We start from the raw sequence: 13,890 nt of genomic DNA, 5'->3' as shown, positions 1-13,890 counted from the left end.
CACTTCTCGAAGATTCGAGAAGTGCTTGATTTATCGTTCTTATTAATTGTAAACAAATCTGATAGCGAAAAACTTCGCAATAATTTGTATATATTAACGTTTTGAGAATTGAGGAGAACGACGAGCTTTTTTAAGACCTGGTTTTTTACGTTCTTTCATACGTGGGTCACGTGTTAATAATCCAGCGCGTTTTAAAGAACCTCTGTATTCAGGATCTGCTTCTAATAATGCACGAGCGATTCCGTGACGGATAGCTTGTGCTTGTCCTGTGAATCCACCACCGTGAACGTTAACTAAAACGTCATAGTTACCTTTAGTTTCAGTAACATCGAATGGTTGGTTTAAGTCTAAGATTAATGATTCAAATGGTAAGTAGTCACGTACGTCACGGTTGTTAACTTTGATGTTACCTTCACCTGGTACTAAACGTACACGTGCTACTGAGTTTTTACGACGGCCTGTGCCTTTATATTCAACTTGTGCCAATGTAATTTCCTCCTTCTAATTAACCACGTAACTCGTAGTTTTCTGGTTGTTGTGCAGCGTGTGGATGTTCAGCGCCACCATATACAAATAATTTTTTACCTTGTTTTTCACCTAAACGGCTGCTTGGTAGCATACCTTTAATTGAAGTTTCAAGTAAACGTTCTGGGTTTGTTCTTCTTAATTCACCAGCAGAGATTGATTTTAAACCACCTGGGTGATTTGAGTGACGGTAATACATTTTGTCTTGCTCTTTGTTACCAGTGAATTCGATTTTTGAAGCGTTGATGATGATTACATAATCACCTGTATCAACGTGTGGTGTATAAGTTACTTTATTTTTACCGCGTAAGATAGATGCTACTTCTGATGATAAACGACCTAATGTTTGGCCTTCAGCATCGATAACATACCATTTGCGCTCAATGTTTGATTCATTTGCCATAAATGTTTGACGCATAATAATTGTCCTCCTAAAAATAAATGCTTCGTTTTAGTCTCTAGACAAAATTGATTAACCTAAGTTACTTTGTATTGTCTAAATTCTATTTGTTTGAATTAAAAATTTGTTACGATTTAAAGCGTAGATTTCATTTATTTTGTTAACTGTTGTTCTATTTTGCTTATATATCTTGTAACACAATAAGATTCCGGGGCTTATCGTGGGGTGGATATAAAACAATACCGTTAATAATCTTATAATTTCATAGACCTTTTGTCAATGCAATTCAATCATTTTGTAATGATTTTTTATAATGGATTTTAATATGATTACCAAATTCATCCATTAATTCATGATCAGACAGATATATTTTCTCTAAATATAGACCGTCAGATGGTGCAGTAAAAGGTATTTTATTGCGGTTTTTCTCTTCAAGTAATACCGGTATTTCGTCAGGTTTTCTTTTACCTTTTCCAACTTCTATTAAAAATGCCACTAATACACGAACCATATTATACAGAAAGCCTGAACCAGTTACTATATAATCAAAACCATCTTCTGTTTTAATAATTTTACTTTCATATAATGTTCTTACTTTACTTTGAACTTCAGTTTTTTGGGAACAAAAACCAGTAAAGTCGTGAGTACCAATAAATAATTGTGCTGCTTTATTCATGCTATCTAGATCTAATATTTCAGATACATACGTTTTTAATCCACTTTCAAATGGATTCCGATGTTCGGCTTGATATACTTTATATCTATACTTTTTCCCTACACAATCATAACGACAATGAAAATCTTCATCTACGTGTTGAACGCTTTTAACATATATATCATCCGGCAATGCACTATTCATTGCATATTGCCATTTATTATTTTCAATGTTTAAGTCAGTATCAAAATGAAAATACTGTTGATAAGCATGCACTCCTCTATCTGTTCGACTAGAGGGATGTATTCTTACATGACGTTTATGCATTCTTTTAAGAATTTTTTCAAATTGTTGTTGTATTGTGCGACCTTGTTGTTGAATTTGAAATCCTAAAAATTGATTACCTTGATATTCTATTTCTACTAATATACGCAATACTTTTACACTCCAAAAAATTTAATTAACAATAGGATAGCTAATATAGGAATAAGTAATAATAATGTACATGTATCTCTCAGACGCCATTGGAGCATTCTATAGCTAGTTCTCTCAGCATGAGCATCATACCCTCTCACTTCCATAGCTATCGCTAATTCTTCGGCTCTCTGGAAAGCAGAAATAAACAATGGAATCAGTAACGGGACAAATGCCTGAATTCTTGTTACCAACCCACCTGAACTTATCTCTGAACCTCTAGATTTTTGAGCTAAAATAATCTTATCTAATTCGTCCATTAATGTAGGTATAAACCTTAATGCAATAGACATCATCATACTTAATTGATGTAAAGGTATTTTAAGCCATTTGAGTGGCGTTAATAACTTTTCAAATGCGTCAGTTAAATCTATTGGACTAGTCGATAAAGTCATTATAGTAGCTATCATTACAATAAATATCAATCTTAATGAGATAAAAATACCTTCTAATATCCCTTTACTTTCAATAGTTATAAAGTTCCATTGAAAAAGAATAGTACCACCTTTAGTAAAGAATACATGCATTAAAAATGTAAAAATTAGAAAGATAAATATAGGTGTTAAACCTTTAATCAAAAACATAAAATTAATTTTAGCCATTTTCATAATGATTAGAATAAGAACAAAAAGCCATGCATATGTTCCGAAAGAATGACATAAAAAAATAAATATAATAAAAGCAAATACAAATATCAATTTTGATCTTGGGTCTAACTGATGTATAAATGAATTGGTCGGGAGATAACGTCCAATGATTAATTTATTTTTCATTTTGCCACTCCCTATATAAATCAACAAATTCTTCTTCAGTTAACGCGGTTGAAGATAGTTTAGTTTGATATTTAGTTTCAAAATCTTGCTGTAAGCGGACAACATCAGGCATAGTTATATTCCACTTTTTTAGATTATCTGGTTCACTAAATAACTTGCGAGGACTTGTTTTAACCTTGATTTCACCTTTTTGCATCACAATGACCTCATCAGCATATTTTGCTACATCATTCATATCATGCGTAACTAAAATAATAGTTTTATTTTGTTCATTTTGTAATTTTTTAAGCAATGACATTACTTGATGTCTACTTTTAGGGTCTAAACCAGCTGTTGGTTCATCGACTACTATAATATCTGGATCCATAGCTAATATTGAAACTAAAGCTATTTTTCTCATTTGACCTCCAGACATTTGAAATGGTGATAACGACATCACATTTCTTGAAAAACCTAAATCAAGTAACATATCAAATGCTTTTTCTTTGACTTGTTGAATATTCATATTAAAATTTTTAGGACCAAATTCAATTTCTTTTTCAACAGTATCTTCAAAAAGCTGTGATTCAGGAAATTGAAAAACCATTCCAACATTTTGGCGTATTGGTCTCAAAACTTTATCCTTTGATTTGTGATTAATATAAATACCATTAAAATTGATATCACCACTAGTCGGTTTTAATAAACCATTAATATGTTGAATTAACGTTGACTTACCACTACCAGTTTGACCGACAATCGTATAATAATGACCTTTTTCAAATTTAACTGAAATGTTTTTTATAGCAGTATATTCATAAGGTGTGCCAAGTTGATAAGTATAACTCACATTATTCATTTTAAAACTCATAATAAATCAACCAACCCTTCATATGTAACGAATGTTGATTTTCCAGTTAACAGTTGATTCATCTTCATTGAAAACGGTAGTTCAAGACCGATTTTATTTAAATTAACTATATCATCATATATGTCATTAGGTTTACCTTGTTTATACACTTTGCCTTGATTCATAACTATAATATTATCAGCACTCATTGTTTCTGATAAATCATGTGTAATAGAAATAATCGTTATGTGTTGTTCACGTTGTAATGCTCTTACTAAATCAAGTAAAGATTTCTTTGCCACTGGGTCTAACATTGAAGTAGCTTCATCTAAAATAATTATAGAAGGATTTAAAGCTAACACACTAGCTATAGCTACTCTTTGTTTCTGACCACCAGATAATGAGTGAGGTTCGTAATCAGCTAAATCAAACATATCAACTTGTTTTAAAACTTTGTCTACTTTTTCATGCATCTCATTATATGGTATAGACAGATTCTCTAAACCAAATGCAACATCATATTTAACAGTTGAACCAACAAACTGATTATCTGGATTTTGGAAGACAATGCCTATTTGTCTTCTTACTTGTGTAATCGTTTCTTTAGTTACACCTTGGTTATTTAGAATAATATGACCTTCATCACAGTTTTCAATTCCTACCATTAGTTTAGTAACAGTTGATTTACCAGATCCATTGTGTCCTACTATACTTGTCCATTGGCCACGAGGAATATTAAATGATACATCATTTAACGTGAAGGCAGAATCACTTTGATATTTAAATGATACATTACTAAATTCAATAATATTATCTTGATCCATCACATTTATTCCTCCCCAATGTAGTAATTACCTTTAATATTTTACATGATTTATAAACATATGTATACTTCCACAATTTGTTTATTAACATTTTCATTTTCTTATTTAAATGATTAAACACCAATTAAAATAATTTTATAATTAAAAAAGCTGAGAAATAGTATCTCAGCTTAAAATAAAAAAGCGCGCACCCCATCAGTTTTGTTGAGTTCACGCTTTAATTTAATATTTAGTTTGATGGGGTACTCTGAGCTAGACAAAATCTGTATGTGGCAGATTTTATCGTTGCACTCATTTGCTTTATATATAAGTAGTTAGTGTATTTATAATTAAATTATACTAATTCGATAATTACTGATTCAGCACCGTCACCACGACGAGGGCCTACTTTAAGAATACGAGTGTAACCACCTTGACGATCTGTATAACGTTCAGCGATTTCACCGAATAATTTTTGAAGAGCAGTTTGAGTTGATTCATCTTCATTTAAGATTTCAACATTTTGTAATGTTTTAGCTGCATTACGACGAGAAGCTAAATCTCCTTTTTTACCTAAAGTGATTAATTTCTCTACTACACTGCGAACTTCTTTTGCACGAGCTTCTGTTGTTTCAATACGTTCACTTACGATAAGTGCTGTAGCTAAGTTACGTAACATAGCTTTACGTTGATCAGAAGTACGACCTAATTTTCTGTAACCCATGAGTTAACCTCCTTTATCAATCTTCTTTTCTTAATCCTAATCCTAAATCTTCTAATTTATATTTAACTTCTTCAAGAGATTTACGACCTAAATTACGCACTTTCATCATGTCAGCTTCAGATTTATCAGCTAACTCTTGTACAGAATTGATTCCTGCGCGTTTCAAACAGTTATATGAACGTACAGATAAGTCTAATTCTTCGATAGACATTTCTAATACTTTTTCTTTTTGATCTTCTTCTTTTTCAATCATGATTTCAGCATTTTGAGCTTCATCAGTTAGACCTACAAAGATATTCAAGTGTTCAGTCATTATTTTTGCTGCTAATGAAACTGATTCTTGAGGAGTGATTGAACCATTAGTCCAAACATCTAAAGTTAATTTATCAAAATCACTACTTTGACCTACACGTGTATTTTCAACTGTATAGTTTACACGTTCAACAGGTGAATATAGTGAGTCTACTGGAATTACACCAATTGGTAAATCACTAGTATTATTTGTTTCAGCTAATGCGTAACCTCTACCCTTATTAGCAACAAGACGAACTTTTAAATGTCCACCTTTAGAAACAGTAGCAATTTTTAGTTCTGGATTTAGAATTTCTACATCACTGTCGTGAGTAATATCACTTGCAGTAACTTCGCCTTCATCCTTAACATCGATTTCTAAAGTTTTATCTTCTTCAGAATAGATTTTTAATGCTAATTTTTTGATGTTCATAATAATTGTAGAAACATCTTCAACTACATTATCTACTGCTGAGAATTCGTGTAACACGCCTTCAATTTCGATGTACTTTACTGCTGATCCTGGTAATGAAGATAGTAGGATACGACGTAAGGAGTTTCCTAGTGTAGTACCGTAGCCACGTTCAAGTGGTTCAACAACGAACTTACCGAATTTAGCATCTTCACTAATTTCAATTGTCTCAATTCTAGGTTTTTCGATTTCTATCATTTACAAATATCCTCCTTATATACGTCGACTAGATTTATAATGTTTGCTCAGTGACCTGTAACAACACAACAATAAATTAAACGCGACGACGTTTTGGTGGACGACAACCATTATGAGGTACTGGAGTAACGTCTCTAATTGCTGTTACTTCAAGTCCTGCTGATTGTAACGCACGGATAGCAGATTCACGGCCTGGTCCAGGTCCTTTAACTGTTACTTCTACAGTTTTTAAGCCATGTTCCATAGCTGTTTTTGAAGCTGTTTCAGACGCCATTTGCGCTGCGAATGGTGTTGATTTTTTAGATCCTTTGAATCCTAATGCACCAGCTGATGACCAAGATAATGCATTACCAAATTCATCAGTAATCGTTACAATTGTATTATTGAATGTTGAACGGATGTGTGCAACACCACTTTCAATATTCTTTTTCACTTTACGTTTACGAGATACTTGTTTACGTGCCATTTATTTTTTGCCTCCTTTACCGATTATTTTTTCTTGTTCGCTACAGTTTTAACTGGGCCTTTACGCGTACGAGCGTTGTTTTTAGTTTTTTGACCGCGAACTGGTAAGCCACGACGGTGACGAATACCACGGTATGATGAAATTTCCATTAATCGTTTAATGTTTAAGTTTTGCTCACGACGTAAGTCACCTTCAACTTTGTAGCTATCTACTACTTCACGGATGCGACCTAATTCATCGTCAGTTAAATCTTTTACGCGAGTGTCTGCTGATACGTTAGCTTCTTCAACGATTTTTTTCGCAGTAGAAGTACCGATACCATATACATAAGTTAAAGAAATAACAACGCGTTTTTCACGTGGAATATCCACTCCTGCAATACGTGCCATATACATTTACACCTCTCTTTTATTAACCTTGTCTTTGTTTGTGTTTAGGATTTTCACAAATTACCATTACTTTACCTTTACGTTTAATGACTTTACATTTTTCGCAAATTGGTTTTACTGATGGTCTTACTTTCATTTTAATACCTCCCTATATTATGGAGTGACGATTATTTATAACGATAAGTAATTCTACCGCGTGATAAATCATACGGAGACATCTCAACAGTTACTTTGTCGCCAGGTAGAATTCGAATGTAGTTCATTCTAATTTTACCACTTACGTGTGCTAAAATTTCATGACCATTTTCTAATTCTACTTTAAACATTGCGTTTGGTAAAGTATCTAATACAGTACCTTCTAATTCAATAACATCTTGTTTAGCCATTGATTAACTTCCCCCTTTTTGCAATAGTAAGGTTATCGTCAATAGACAACTTCAACGATACGAATCTATTTGTGACTAGTTTTAATAAGTTTAACAAAAATTACGGGAATTATTATCGTCATTTGTCACTCATATTAAATTTTATACTACAGTTTAATTAAACATTCACATCATAATAGATCGTAAAAGCTGAACTATTGTAATTGATCTAAGATATCAATGACATCAGTAGTAACCTCTTCAATATCTTTTGAACCATCAATGTTATTCAATACACCTTTATTATCGTAATACTCTAATATTGGTTTAGATTGTTTAACATTAACTTTCAAACGATTTGAAACAGTTTCCGGATTATCATCTTCACGTTGATATAATTTACCACCATCAAGATCACAAATACCTTCAACTTTTGGAGGATTAAATACAAGATGATAAGTCGTACCACATTTCTCACAGATACGACGACCTGTAAGACGATTCATTAGTTCTTCCTCTGGGACTTCAATATTGATGACAGCATCAATACTTCTATCAAGTTCAGCCATAATTGAATTTAAAGCTTCTGCTTGATCAATAGTTCTAGGGAAACCGTCTAATAAGAATCCTTTTTTTGCATCGTCTTCAGAAATTCTTTCTTTAACGATACCCACAGTAACTTCATCAGGGACTAATTCTCCACGATCCATGTATGATTTAGCTTCTTTACCTAAATCAGTCTCATCTTTAATCGCTTTTCTGAACATGTCACCAGTCGATATATGTGGTATTGGGAATTTCTTAACAATTTCACTCGCTTGAGTACCTTTACCTGCACCAGGTAAGCCCATTAAAATGATATTCATAAGTGCCCTCCTACAAATTATCTACCACCAAAGCCTTTATATTCTTTTTGATTTACTTGTGCTTCTAAAGATTTCATAGTTTCAATAGCAACACCGATAACGATAAGAAGACTAGTACCACCAATTTGAATAGATCTTGGTAAGCCCATGAACTTCGTAGCTAAGATCGGTAAAATCGCAATGACTGCTAAGAAAATAGAACCAACAAACGTTAAGCGATAAAGAACTTTAGTAATATATTTTTTCGTTTGTTCACCAGGTCTAATACCTGGGACATAACTACCTTGTTTTTTAAGGTTGTCAGCCATTTTTTCTGGATTAACTTGTACAAATGCATAAAAGTATGCAAACGCAATAATTAATACAATATAGATTACCATTCCTATGTTACTTGATGGATTTGCAGTATCTGCAACTTGTTGAGCCCATTCAGCTTTAGGGAAGAATAGCGTCAACGTTCTTGGTAATAAGAAAAATGCCATCGCAAAAATAACAGGAATAACACCAGCTGAGTTAACTTTTAAAGGTAGATAAGTTGCTTGTGAACCTAATCGTTGAGCTGTTTGTTTCTTCGCATATTGGATAGGAATTTTACGTTTTGCTTCAAGTACAAATATAGCACCTACTGTTAACAATACTAATGCTACAATTAATGCTACTATTTTTAACCAAGCTAATGAAGTATCTTCTTGACCAACAAATGCTTGTTGACCTGCTTGAATAATGCTTGAAGGTAAAGTTGATAAAATACCTGCAAAGATGATAAGTGAAATACCATTACCAACACCAAACTGAGTGATTTGGTCACCAAGCCATATCAAGAATGCAGTTCCTGCTGTTAAAGTAAGTGCAATCAATAAATAAGTTAGTACAGATTGGCTTACAATTAAGCGTCCTCCGTATAAATTATTAAATTGAAATGACATACCAATTGACTGAATGAATGCTAATATTATAGCGAAATAACGTGTTACATTGTTGATTTTCCTTCTACCTACATCACCTTGTTTCGCCCATTCTGAGAACTTAGGAACAATATCCATCTGTAATAATTGCATTACGATAGATGCAGTAATATAAGGCATAATACCCATCGCAAATATTGAAAAGTTCTTCAAGGCTCCTCCACCGAATGTATTAAGTAAATCAGTGACACCTTGAGAACCTTTTGCTGCTTGATCAAAAGCATTAGGATTTACTCCAGGAGCTGGAATGTAAGTCCCAATCTTGAATATAACTAACATTGCTAGAGTAAAGAAAATCTTGTTTCGAACTTCTTTAGTTGTAAAGAAGCTCACAAGCGTTTGAAACATTAGATCACCTCGTGTGCTCCACCTTTAGCATCAATAGCGTCTGCTGCTGAAGTTGAGAACTTATGAGCTTTCACTGTTAATTTTTTATCTAGTGAGCCATTACCTAGTATTTTAATACCAGATTTTTCATTCTTAACAACACCAGATTCTACTAATAAAGCTGGAGTTACTTCAGTACCATCTTCGAATTGATTAAGTTGGTCTAAGTTAACAATAGCATATTCTTTACGATTTATGTTAGTAAAACCGCGTTTTGGTAAACGACGGAATAATGGTAATTGTCCACCTTCAAATCCAGGTCTTACTTTACCACCTGAACGTGCTTTTTGACCTTTATGTCCACGGCCACTTGTTTTACCATTACCAGTTGCTGCACCACGACCTACACGGTTACGTTCTTTACGAGAACCTTCTGCTGGTTTTAACTCATGTAATTTCATGTCGGCACCTCCTTAATTATTTTTCTTCTATAGTTAATAAATGTTTAACTTTGTTGATTTGCCCACGAATAGCAGGGTTATCTTCAACAACTACTGAACTGTTAGTCTTTTTAAGACCTAAAGCTTCAACAGTTTTACGTTGTGTTTCAGGACGACCAATAACACTACGAGTGAGGGTAATTTGTAATTTAGCCATAACTTATTTTCCCTCCTTAATTATATAATTCTTCAACTGTTTTGCCGCGTAATTTCGCAACATCTTCAGCGTTTTTAAGGTTTTGTAAACCATTTAAAGTTGCACGAACCATGTTAATTGGTGTGTTAGAACCTAATGATTTACTTAAGATATCAGTGATACCTGCTAATTCTAATACCGCACGAACTGGACCACCAGCGATTACACCAGTACCAGGAGCTGCAGGTTTCATAAATACGCTACCTGAGCCATAACGGCCAGTGATTGTGTGAGGTGTAGTACCTTCAACACGTGGAACTACAACTAAATCTTTTTTAGCTGCTTCAACAGCTTTTTTGATTGCTTCAGGTACCTCTTGAGCTTTACCAGTACCGAAACCTACACGACCATTTTTGTCTCCAACTACTACTAATGCAGTGAAACGGAAACGACGTCCACCTTTAACAACTTTAGCAACACGATTGATTGTAACAACGCGTTCTTCAAATTCTTTCGTTTCTTCTTCTCTACGAGCCATGTATTTGTCCCTCCTTTAAATTAAAATTCTAAACCGTTTTCTCTAGCAGCTTCTGCTAATGCTTTAACGCGTCCGTGGTATAAGTAACCTCCACGATCAAATACGATTTCTTTAATTCCTTTATCATTTGCTTTTTTAGCAATTGTTTCGCCAACTTTTGTTGATAAATCAACTTTAGTTGCTGATTCGCTAGCGATATCTTTATCTTTAGATGAAGCTTGAGCTAATGTTTCGCCTTTAACATCATCGATGATTTGTGCGTAAATGTGTTTGTTTGATCTATATACATTTAAACGTGGCTTTTCAGCTGTACCTGATAATTTAGTACGAACACGTGAATGTCTTTTCAAACGCACTTTATTTTTATCAATTTTACTGATCATTTTAATACTCCTTTCTTTAGAGTGTTATCTATTATTTACCAGTTTTACCTTCTTTACGGCGTACGTATTCACCTTGGTAACGAATACCTTTACCTTTATAAGGTTCTGGAGGTCTTACTGAACGGATATTAGAAGCGATTGCTCCAACTTGCTCTTTAGATACACCAGAAACTTTAACAGTTGTATTTTTCTCAACAGCGAAAGTAATGCCGTCTTCAGCTTTAATTTCTACTGGGTGAGAGTATCCAACGTTAAGTACTAAATCATTACCTTGCATTTGAGCACGGTAACCTACACCAACAAGTTCAAGTGTTTTTTCGAAACCTTGAGAAACACCTTGTACCATATTATTTAATAAAGCACGAGTTGTACCATGATCTGTTCTGTCATCTTTAGAATCAGATGGTCTTACAACTTCAATTGTGTTTTCTTCTTGTTTAAATGTCATTCTTTCATTTAATGTTTTTGATAATTCACCTTTTGGACCTTTAACAGTGACATGATTATTGTCAAAAGTTACTGTTACGTCACTAGGGATGTCAATAATTTTCTTACCAACACGACTCATGTTATGGCACCTCCTTATTATTTATTACCAAACGTATGCGATAATTTCTCCACCAACATTACGTTTTCTTGCTTCTTTATCAGTGATTACACCTTCAGAAGTTGATACTAATGCAATACCTAAACCATTAAGTACTTTAGGTACTTCGTTAGCTTTAGCATATACACGTAAACCTGGTTTTGAAATACGTTTTAATCCTGTGATAACACGTTCATTGTTTTGACCATATTTTAAGAATAAACGAATAACACCTTGTTTATCGTCTTCTACGTATTCAACGTTTTTAATGAAACCTTCATTTTTTAAGATTTCGGCAATTTCTTTTTTGATATTAGATGCAGGTAATTCTAATTTATCGTGACGAACCATGTTAGCGTTTCTTACACGAGTTAGCATATCTGCGATTGGATCTGTCATTGTCATTGATTGTTGCCTCCTTTCAGACTCTTTTTATTACCAGCTAGCTTTACGTACGCCAGGAATTTGGCCTTTATAAGCTAATTCACGGAAACAAATACGGCATAATTTAAATTTACGATATACAGAATGTGGACGACCACAGCGTTCACAACGAGTGTATTCACGAACTGCGAATTTTTGTTTTTTTTGTTGCTTAGCAACCATTGAAGTTTTAGCCACTTAATTAGCCTCCTTTTAGAGATTATTTACGAAATGGCATACCGAAGTTTGATAACAATTCACGAGCTTCCTCGTCAGTGTTAGCAGTAGTTACGATAACAATATCCATTCCTCTTACTTTGCTTACTTTATCATAATCGATTTCAGGGAAAATTAATTGTTCTTTAACACCTAATGTGTAGTTACCGCGACCATCGAATGCTTTTTTAGAAACACCTTGGAAGTCACGTACACGTGGTAATGATACTGAAATTAGTTTGTCTAAGAATTCATACATTCTTTCTCCGCGAAGTGTAACTTTCGCACCGATAGGCATACCTTCACGTAAACGGAATGTTGCAACTGATTTTTTAGCTTTAGTTACTAATGGTTTTTGACCAGTAATTTGTTCTAATTCTTCTACAGCGTTATCTAACACTTTAGAGTTTTGAACAGCGTCACCAACACCCATGTTCACTACGATTTTGTCAATTTTAGGTACTTCCATTACTGAACTATAGTTGAATTTTTTTACTAAGTTCTCAGTAACTTCAGAATTAAATTTTTCTTTTAAACGGTTCAAAGTGGATCCTCCTTTCAACTAGTAATTAATTATTAGATTTGATTTCTTCGCCAGATTTTTTTGCAATACGAACTTTTTTACCATCAACAAATTTGTAACCTACACGAGTTGGTTCGTTTGTTTTAGGGTCTAATAATTGTACGTTAGAAACATGGATAGCTGCCTCTGTTTCTAAAATTCCACCTTCAGGGTTTAATTGAGTTGGTTTTTGGTGTTTTTTAATAACATTAACACCTTCCACAACGACACGGTCACGTTTAGGTTCAGTAGCAACTACTCTACCTTCTTTACCTTTGTCTTTACCTGCGATAACTTTTACGTTGTCACCTTTTTTGATATGCATGTGGGCACCTCCTTATATATTTTGGTTAATTGATTTTATAGTACTTCTGGTGCTAATGATACGATCTTCATGAAGTTACCTTCACGTAATTCACGAGCAACCGGACCAAAGATACGAGTACCACGTGGGCCTTTGTCATCACGAATGATAACACATGCATTTTCATCAAATTTGATATATGAACCATCGTTACGGCGTACACCTGATTTAGTACGTACTACAACAGCTTTGACAACTTCGCCTTTTTTGACAACGCCACCTGGTGTTGCATTTTTAACAGTACATACGATAACATCGCCGATGTTCGCTGTTTTGCGACCAGATCCACCTAATACTTTGATTGTAAGAACTTCACGAGCACCAGAGTTGTCTGCTACTTTTAAACGTGTCTCTTGTTGGATCATTAGTTAAACCTCCCTTATCTCTAATCTTGTATTAAATAATTACTGACTCTTCAACAATTTCTACTAAACGAAAACGTTTTGTTGCTGATAAAGGACGAGTTTCTTGAATTTTAACAATGTCTCCTAATTTAGCTGAATTGTTTTCATCATGAGTTTTGTATTTTTTTGAGTATTTTACTCGTTTACCGTATAATTTGTGTGTTTTGTAAGTTTCAACAAGTACAGTAATAGTCTTGTCCATTTTGTCAGAAACAACTCTACCTACATAAACTTTACGATCATTTCTTTCGCTCAC

Annotated in this window: 25 protein-coding genes; all 25 read right to left on the bottom strand. The window is 33.7% G+C overall.

The annotated features are described in order from the left end of the window. Positions 1–93 precede the first annotated feature (93 nt). Positions 94–486, bottom strand: a complete 393-nt coding sequence (gene rpsI / locus N524_RS0105435) for a 30S ribosomal protein S9 (protein WP_002450501.1) — start codon at positions 484–486, stop codon at positions 94–96. Between the two features lie 19 nt (positions 487–505). Then, a complete protein-coding gene (rplM, locus tag N524_RS0105430; protein WP_029055868.1) occupies positions 506–943 on the bottom strand; it encodes a 50S ribosomal protein L13 in 438 nt (145 codons plus the stop codon). Positions 944–1,211: 268 nt separating this feature from the next. Beyond that, positions 1,212–2,015, bottom strand: coding sequence for a tRNA pseudouridine(38-40) synthase TruA (gene truA / locus N524_RS0105425; RefSeq protein ID WP_029055867.1), 804 nt, complete (start codon positions 2,013–2,015; stop codon positions 1,212–1,214). A 5-nt stretch (positions 2,016–2,020) separates the two neighbouring features. Next, positions 2,021–2,827, bottom strand: coding sequence for an energy-coupling factor transporter transmembrane component T family protein (locus tag N524_RS0105420; RefSeq protein ID WP_029055866.1), 807 nt, complete (start codon positions 2,825–2,827; stop codon positions 2,021–2,023). Beyond that, positions 2,817–3,677 (bottom strand): energy-coupling factor transporter ATPase, encoded by an 861-nt coding sequence (locus tag N524_RS0105415; RefSeq protein ID WP_029055865.1) that lies wholly within the window; start codon positions 3,675–3,677, stop codon positions 2,817–2,819. The genes N524_RS0105420 and N524_RS0105415 overlap by 11 nt, the downstream gene beginning before the upstream one ends. After that, positions 3,674–4,483 (bottom strand): energy-coupling factor transporter ATPase, encoded by an 810-nt coding sequence (locus N524_RS0105410; protein ID WP_029055864.1) that lies wholly within the window; start codon positions 4,481–4,483, stop codon positions 3,674–3,676. The genes N524_RS0105415 and N524_RS0105410 overlap by 4 nt, the downstream gene beginning before the upstream one ends. Before the next feature lie 331 nt (positions 4,484–4,814). Beyond that, positions 4,815–5,183 (bottom strand): 50S ribosomal protein L17, encoded by a 369-nt coding sequence (rplQ, locus tag N524_RS0105405; RefSeq protein WP_017638506.1) that lies wholly within the window; start codon positions 5,181–5,183, stop codon positions 4,815–4,817. A 16-nt stretch (positions 5,184–5,199) separates the two neighbouring features. After that, positions 5,200–6,144, bottom strand: a complete 945-nt coding sequence (locus tag N524_RS0105400) for a DNA-directed RNA polymerase subunit alpha (RefSeq protein ID WP_002450508.1) — start codon at positions 6,142–6,144, stop codon at positions 5,200–5,202. A gap of 76 nt (positions 6,145–6,220) precedes the next feature. Continuing rightward, positions 6,221–6,610, bottom strand: coding sequence for a 30S ribosomal protein S11 (rpsK, locus tag N524_RS0105395; protein WP_002450509.1), 390 nt, complete (start codon positions 6,608–6,610; stop codon positions 6,221–6,223). Positions 6,611–6,633: 23 nt separating this feature from the next. After that, positions 6,634–6,999 carry a 30S ribosomal protein S13 gene (rpsM, locus tag N524_RS0105390; protein WP_002450510.1) on the bottom strand — a complete coding sequence of 122 codons (366 nt, stop codon included), beginning with the start codon at positions 6,997–6,999 and terminating at the stop codon, positions 6,634–6,636. A 22-nt stretch (positions 7,000–7,021) separates the two neighbouring features. Beyond that, the gene (rpmJ, locus tag N524_RS0105385) at positions 7,022–7,135 is read right to left on the bottom strand and encodes a 50S ribosomal protein L36 (RefSeq protein WP_000868342.1); all 114 of its coding nucleotides are present in this window, start codon (positions 7,133–7,135) and stop codon (positions 7,022–7,024) included. Between the two features lie 31 nt (positions 7,136–7,166). Further along, a complete protein-coding gene (gene infA, locus N524_RS0105380) occupies positions 7,167–7,385 on the bottom strand; it encodes a translation initiation factor IF-1 (protein WP_001829792.1) in 219 nt (72 codons plus the stop codon). A gap of 194 nt (positions 7,386–7,579) precedes the next feature. Continuing rightward, on the bottom strand, positions 7,580–8,230 hold the full coding sequence (locus N524_RS0105375; protein ID WP_029055863.1) for an adenylate kinase: 651 nt from the start codon (positions 8,228–8,230) through the stop codon (positions 7,580–7,582). Positions 8,231–8,247: 17 nt separating this feature from the next. Next, positions 8,248–9,543, bottom strand: a complete 1,296-nt coding sequence (gene secY, locus N524_RS0105370) for a preprotein translocase subunit SecY (RefSeq protein WP_017638508.1) — start codon at positions 9,541–9,543, stop codon at positions 8,248–8,250. After that, positions 9,543–9,983 carry a 50S ribosomal protein L15 gene (gene rplO / locus N524_RS0105365; RefSeq protein ID WP_017638509.1) on the bottom strand — a complete coding sequence of 147 codons (441 nt, stop codon included), beginning with the start codon at positions 9,981–9,983 and terminating at the stop codon, positions 9,543–9,545. Before rplO ends, secY begins: the two co-directional genes overlap by 1 nt. 16 nt (positions 9,984–9,999) lie before the next feature. Next, positions 10,000–10,179 carry a 50S ribosomal protein L30 gene (gene rpmD / locus N524_RS0105360; protein ID WP_002432330.1) on the bottom strand — a complete coding sequence of 60 codons (180 nt, stop codon included), beginning with the start codon at positions 10,177–10,179 and terminating at the stop codon, positions 10,000–10,002. Positions 10,180–10,195: 16 nt separating this feature from the next. Further along, positions 10,196–10,696, bottom strand: coding sequence for a 30S ribosomal protein S5 (rpsE, locus tag N524_RS0105355; RefSeq protein ID WP_002450514.1), 501 nt, complete (start codon positions 10,694–10,696; stop codon positions 10,196–10,198). 20 nt (positions 10,697–10,716) lie between these two features. After that, a complete protein-coding gene (gene rplR / locus N524_RS0105350) occupies positions 10,717–11,079 on the bottom strand; it encodes a 50S ribosomal protein L18 (protein ID WP_017638510.1) in 363 nt (120 codons plus the stop codon). Between the two features lie 31 nt (positions 11,080–11,110). Then, complete coding sequence (gene rplF / locus N524_RS0105345; protein WP_017638511.1) at positions 11,111–11,647, bottom strand: 50S ribosomal protein L6; 537 nt, start codon at positions 11,645–11,647, stop codon at positions 11,111–11,113. Between the two features lie 24 nt (positions 11,648–11,671). Beyond that, positions 11,672–12,070, bottom strand: coding sequence for a 30S ribosomal protein S8 (gene rpsH / locus N524_RS0105340; RefSeq protein WP_002450517.1), 399 nt, complete (start codon positions 12,068–12,070; stop codon positions 11,672–11,674). Between the two features lie 30 nt (positions 12,071–12,100). Further along, positions 12,101–12,286: a type Z 30S ribosomal protein S14 gene (locus N524_RS0105335; RefSeq protein ID WP_001829713.1), complete on the bottom strand. Its 186-nt coding sequence runs from the start codon at positions 12,284–12,286 to the stop codon at positions 12,101–12,103. A gap of 22 nt (positions 12,287–12,308) precedes the next feature. Then, complete coding sequence (gene rplE, locus N524_RS0105330; RefSeq protein WP_026083545.1) at positions 12,309–12,848, bottom strand: 50S ribosomal protein L5; 540 nt, start codon at positions 12,846–12,848, stop codon at positions 12,309–12,311. Between the two features lie 25 nt (positions 12,849–12,873). Then, positions 12,874–13,191, bottom strand: coding sequence for a 50S ribosomal protein L24 (rplX, locus tag N524_RS0105325; RefSeq protein ID WP_029055862.1), 318 nt, complete (start codon positions 13,189–13,191; stop codon positions 12,874–12,876). A gap of 35 nt (positions 13,192–13,226) precedes the next feature. Further along, complete coding sequence (gene rplN / locus N524_RS0105320; protein WP_017638514.1) at positions 13,227–13,595, bottom strand: 50S ribosomal protein L14; 369 nt, start codon at positions 13,593–13,595, stop codon at positions 13,227–13,229. 31 nt (positions 13,596–13,626) lie between these two features. After that, on the bottom strand, positions 13,627–13,890 hold the full coding sequence (rpsQ, locus tag N524_RS0105315; protein WP_002432741.1) for a 30S ribosomal protein S17: 264 nt from the start codon (positions 13,888–13,890) through the stop codon (positions 13,627–13,629).

Origin of the sequence: Staphylococcus sp. URHA0057 (assembly GCF_000620265.1) — a bacterium.
Taxonomy (GTDB): domain Bacteria; phylum Bacillota; class Bacilli; order Staphylococcales; family Staphylococcaceae; genus Staphylococcus; species Staphylococcus pasteuri.
This window is presented reverse-complemented; position numbering and strand designations above follow the sequence as displayed.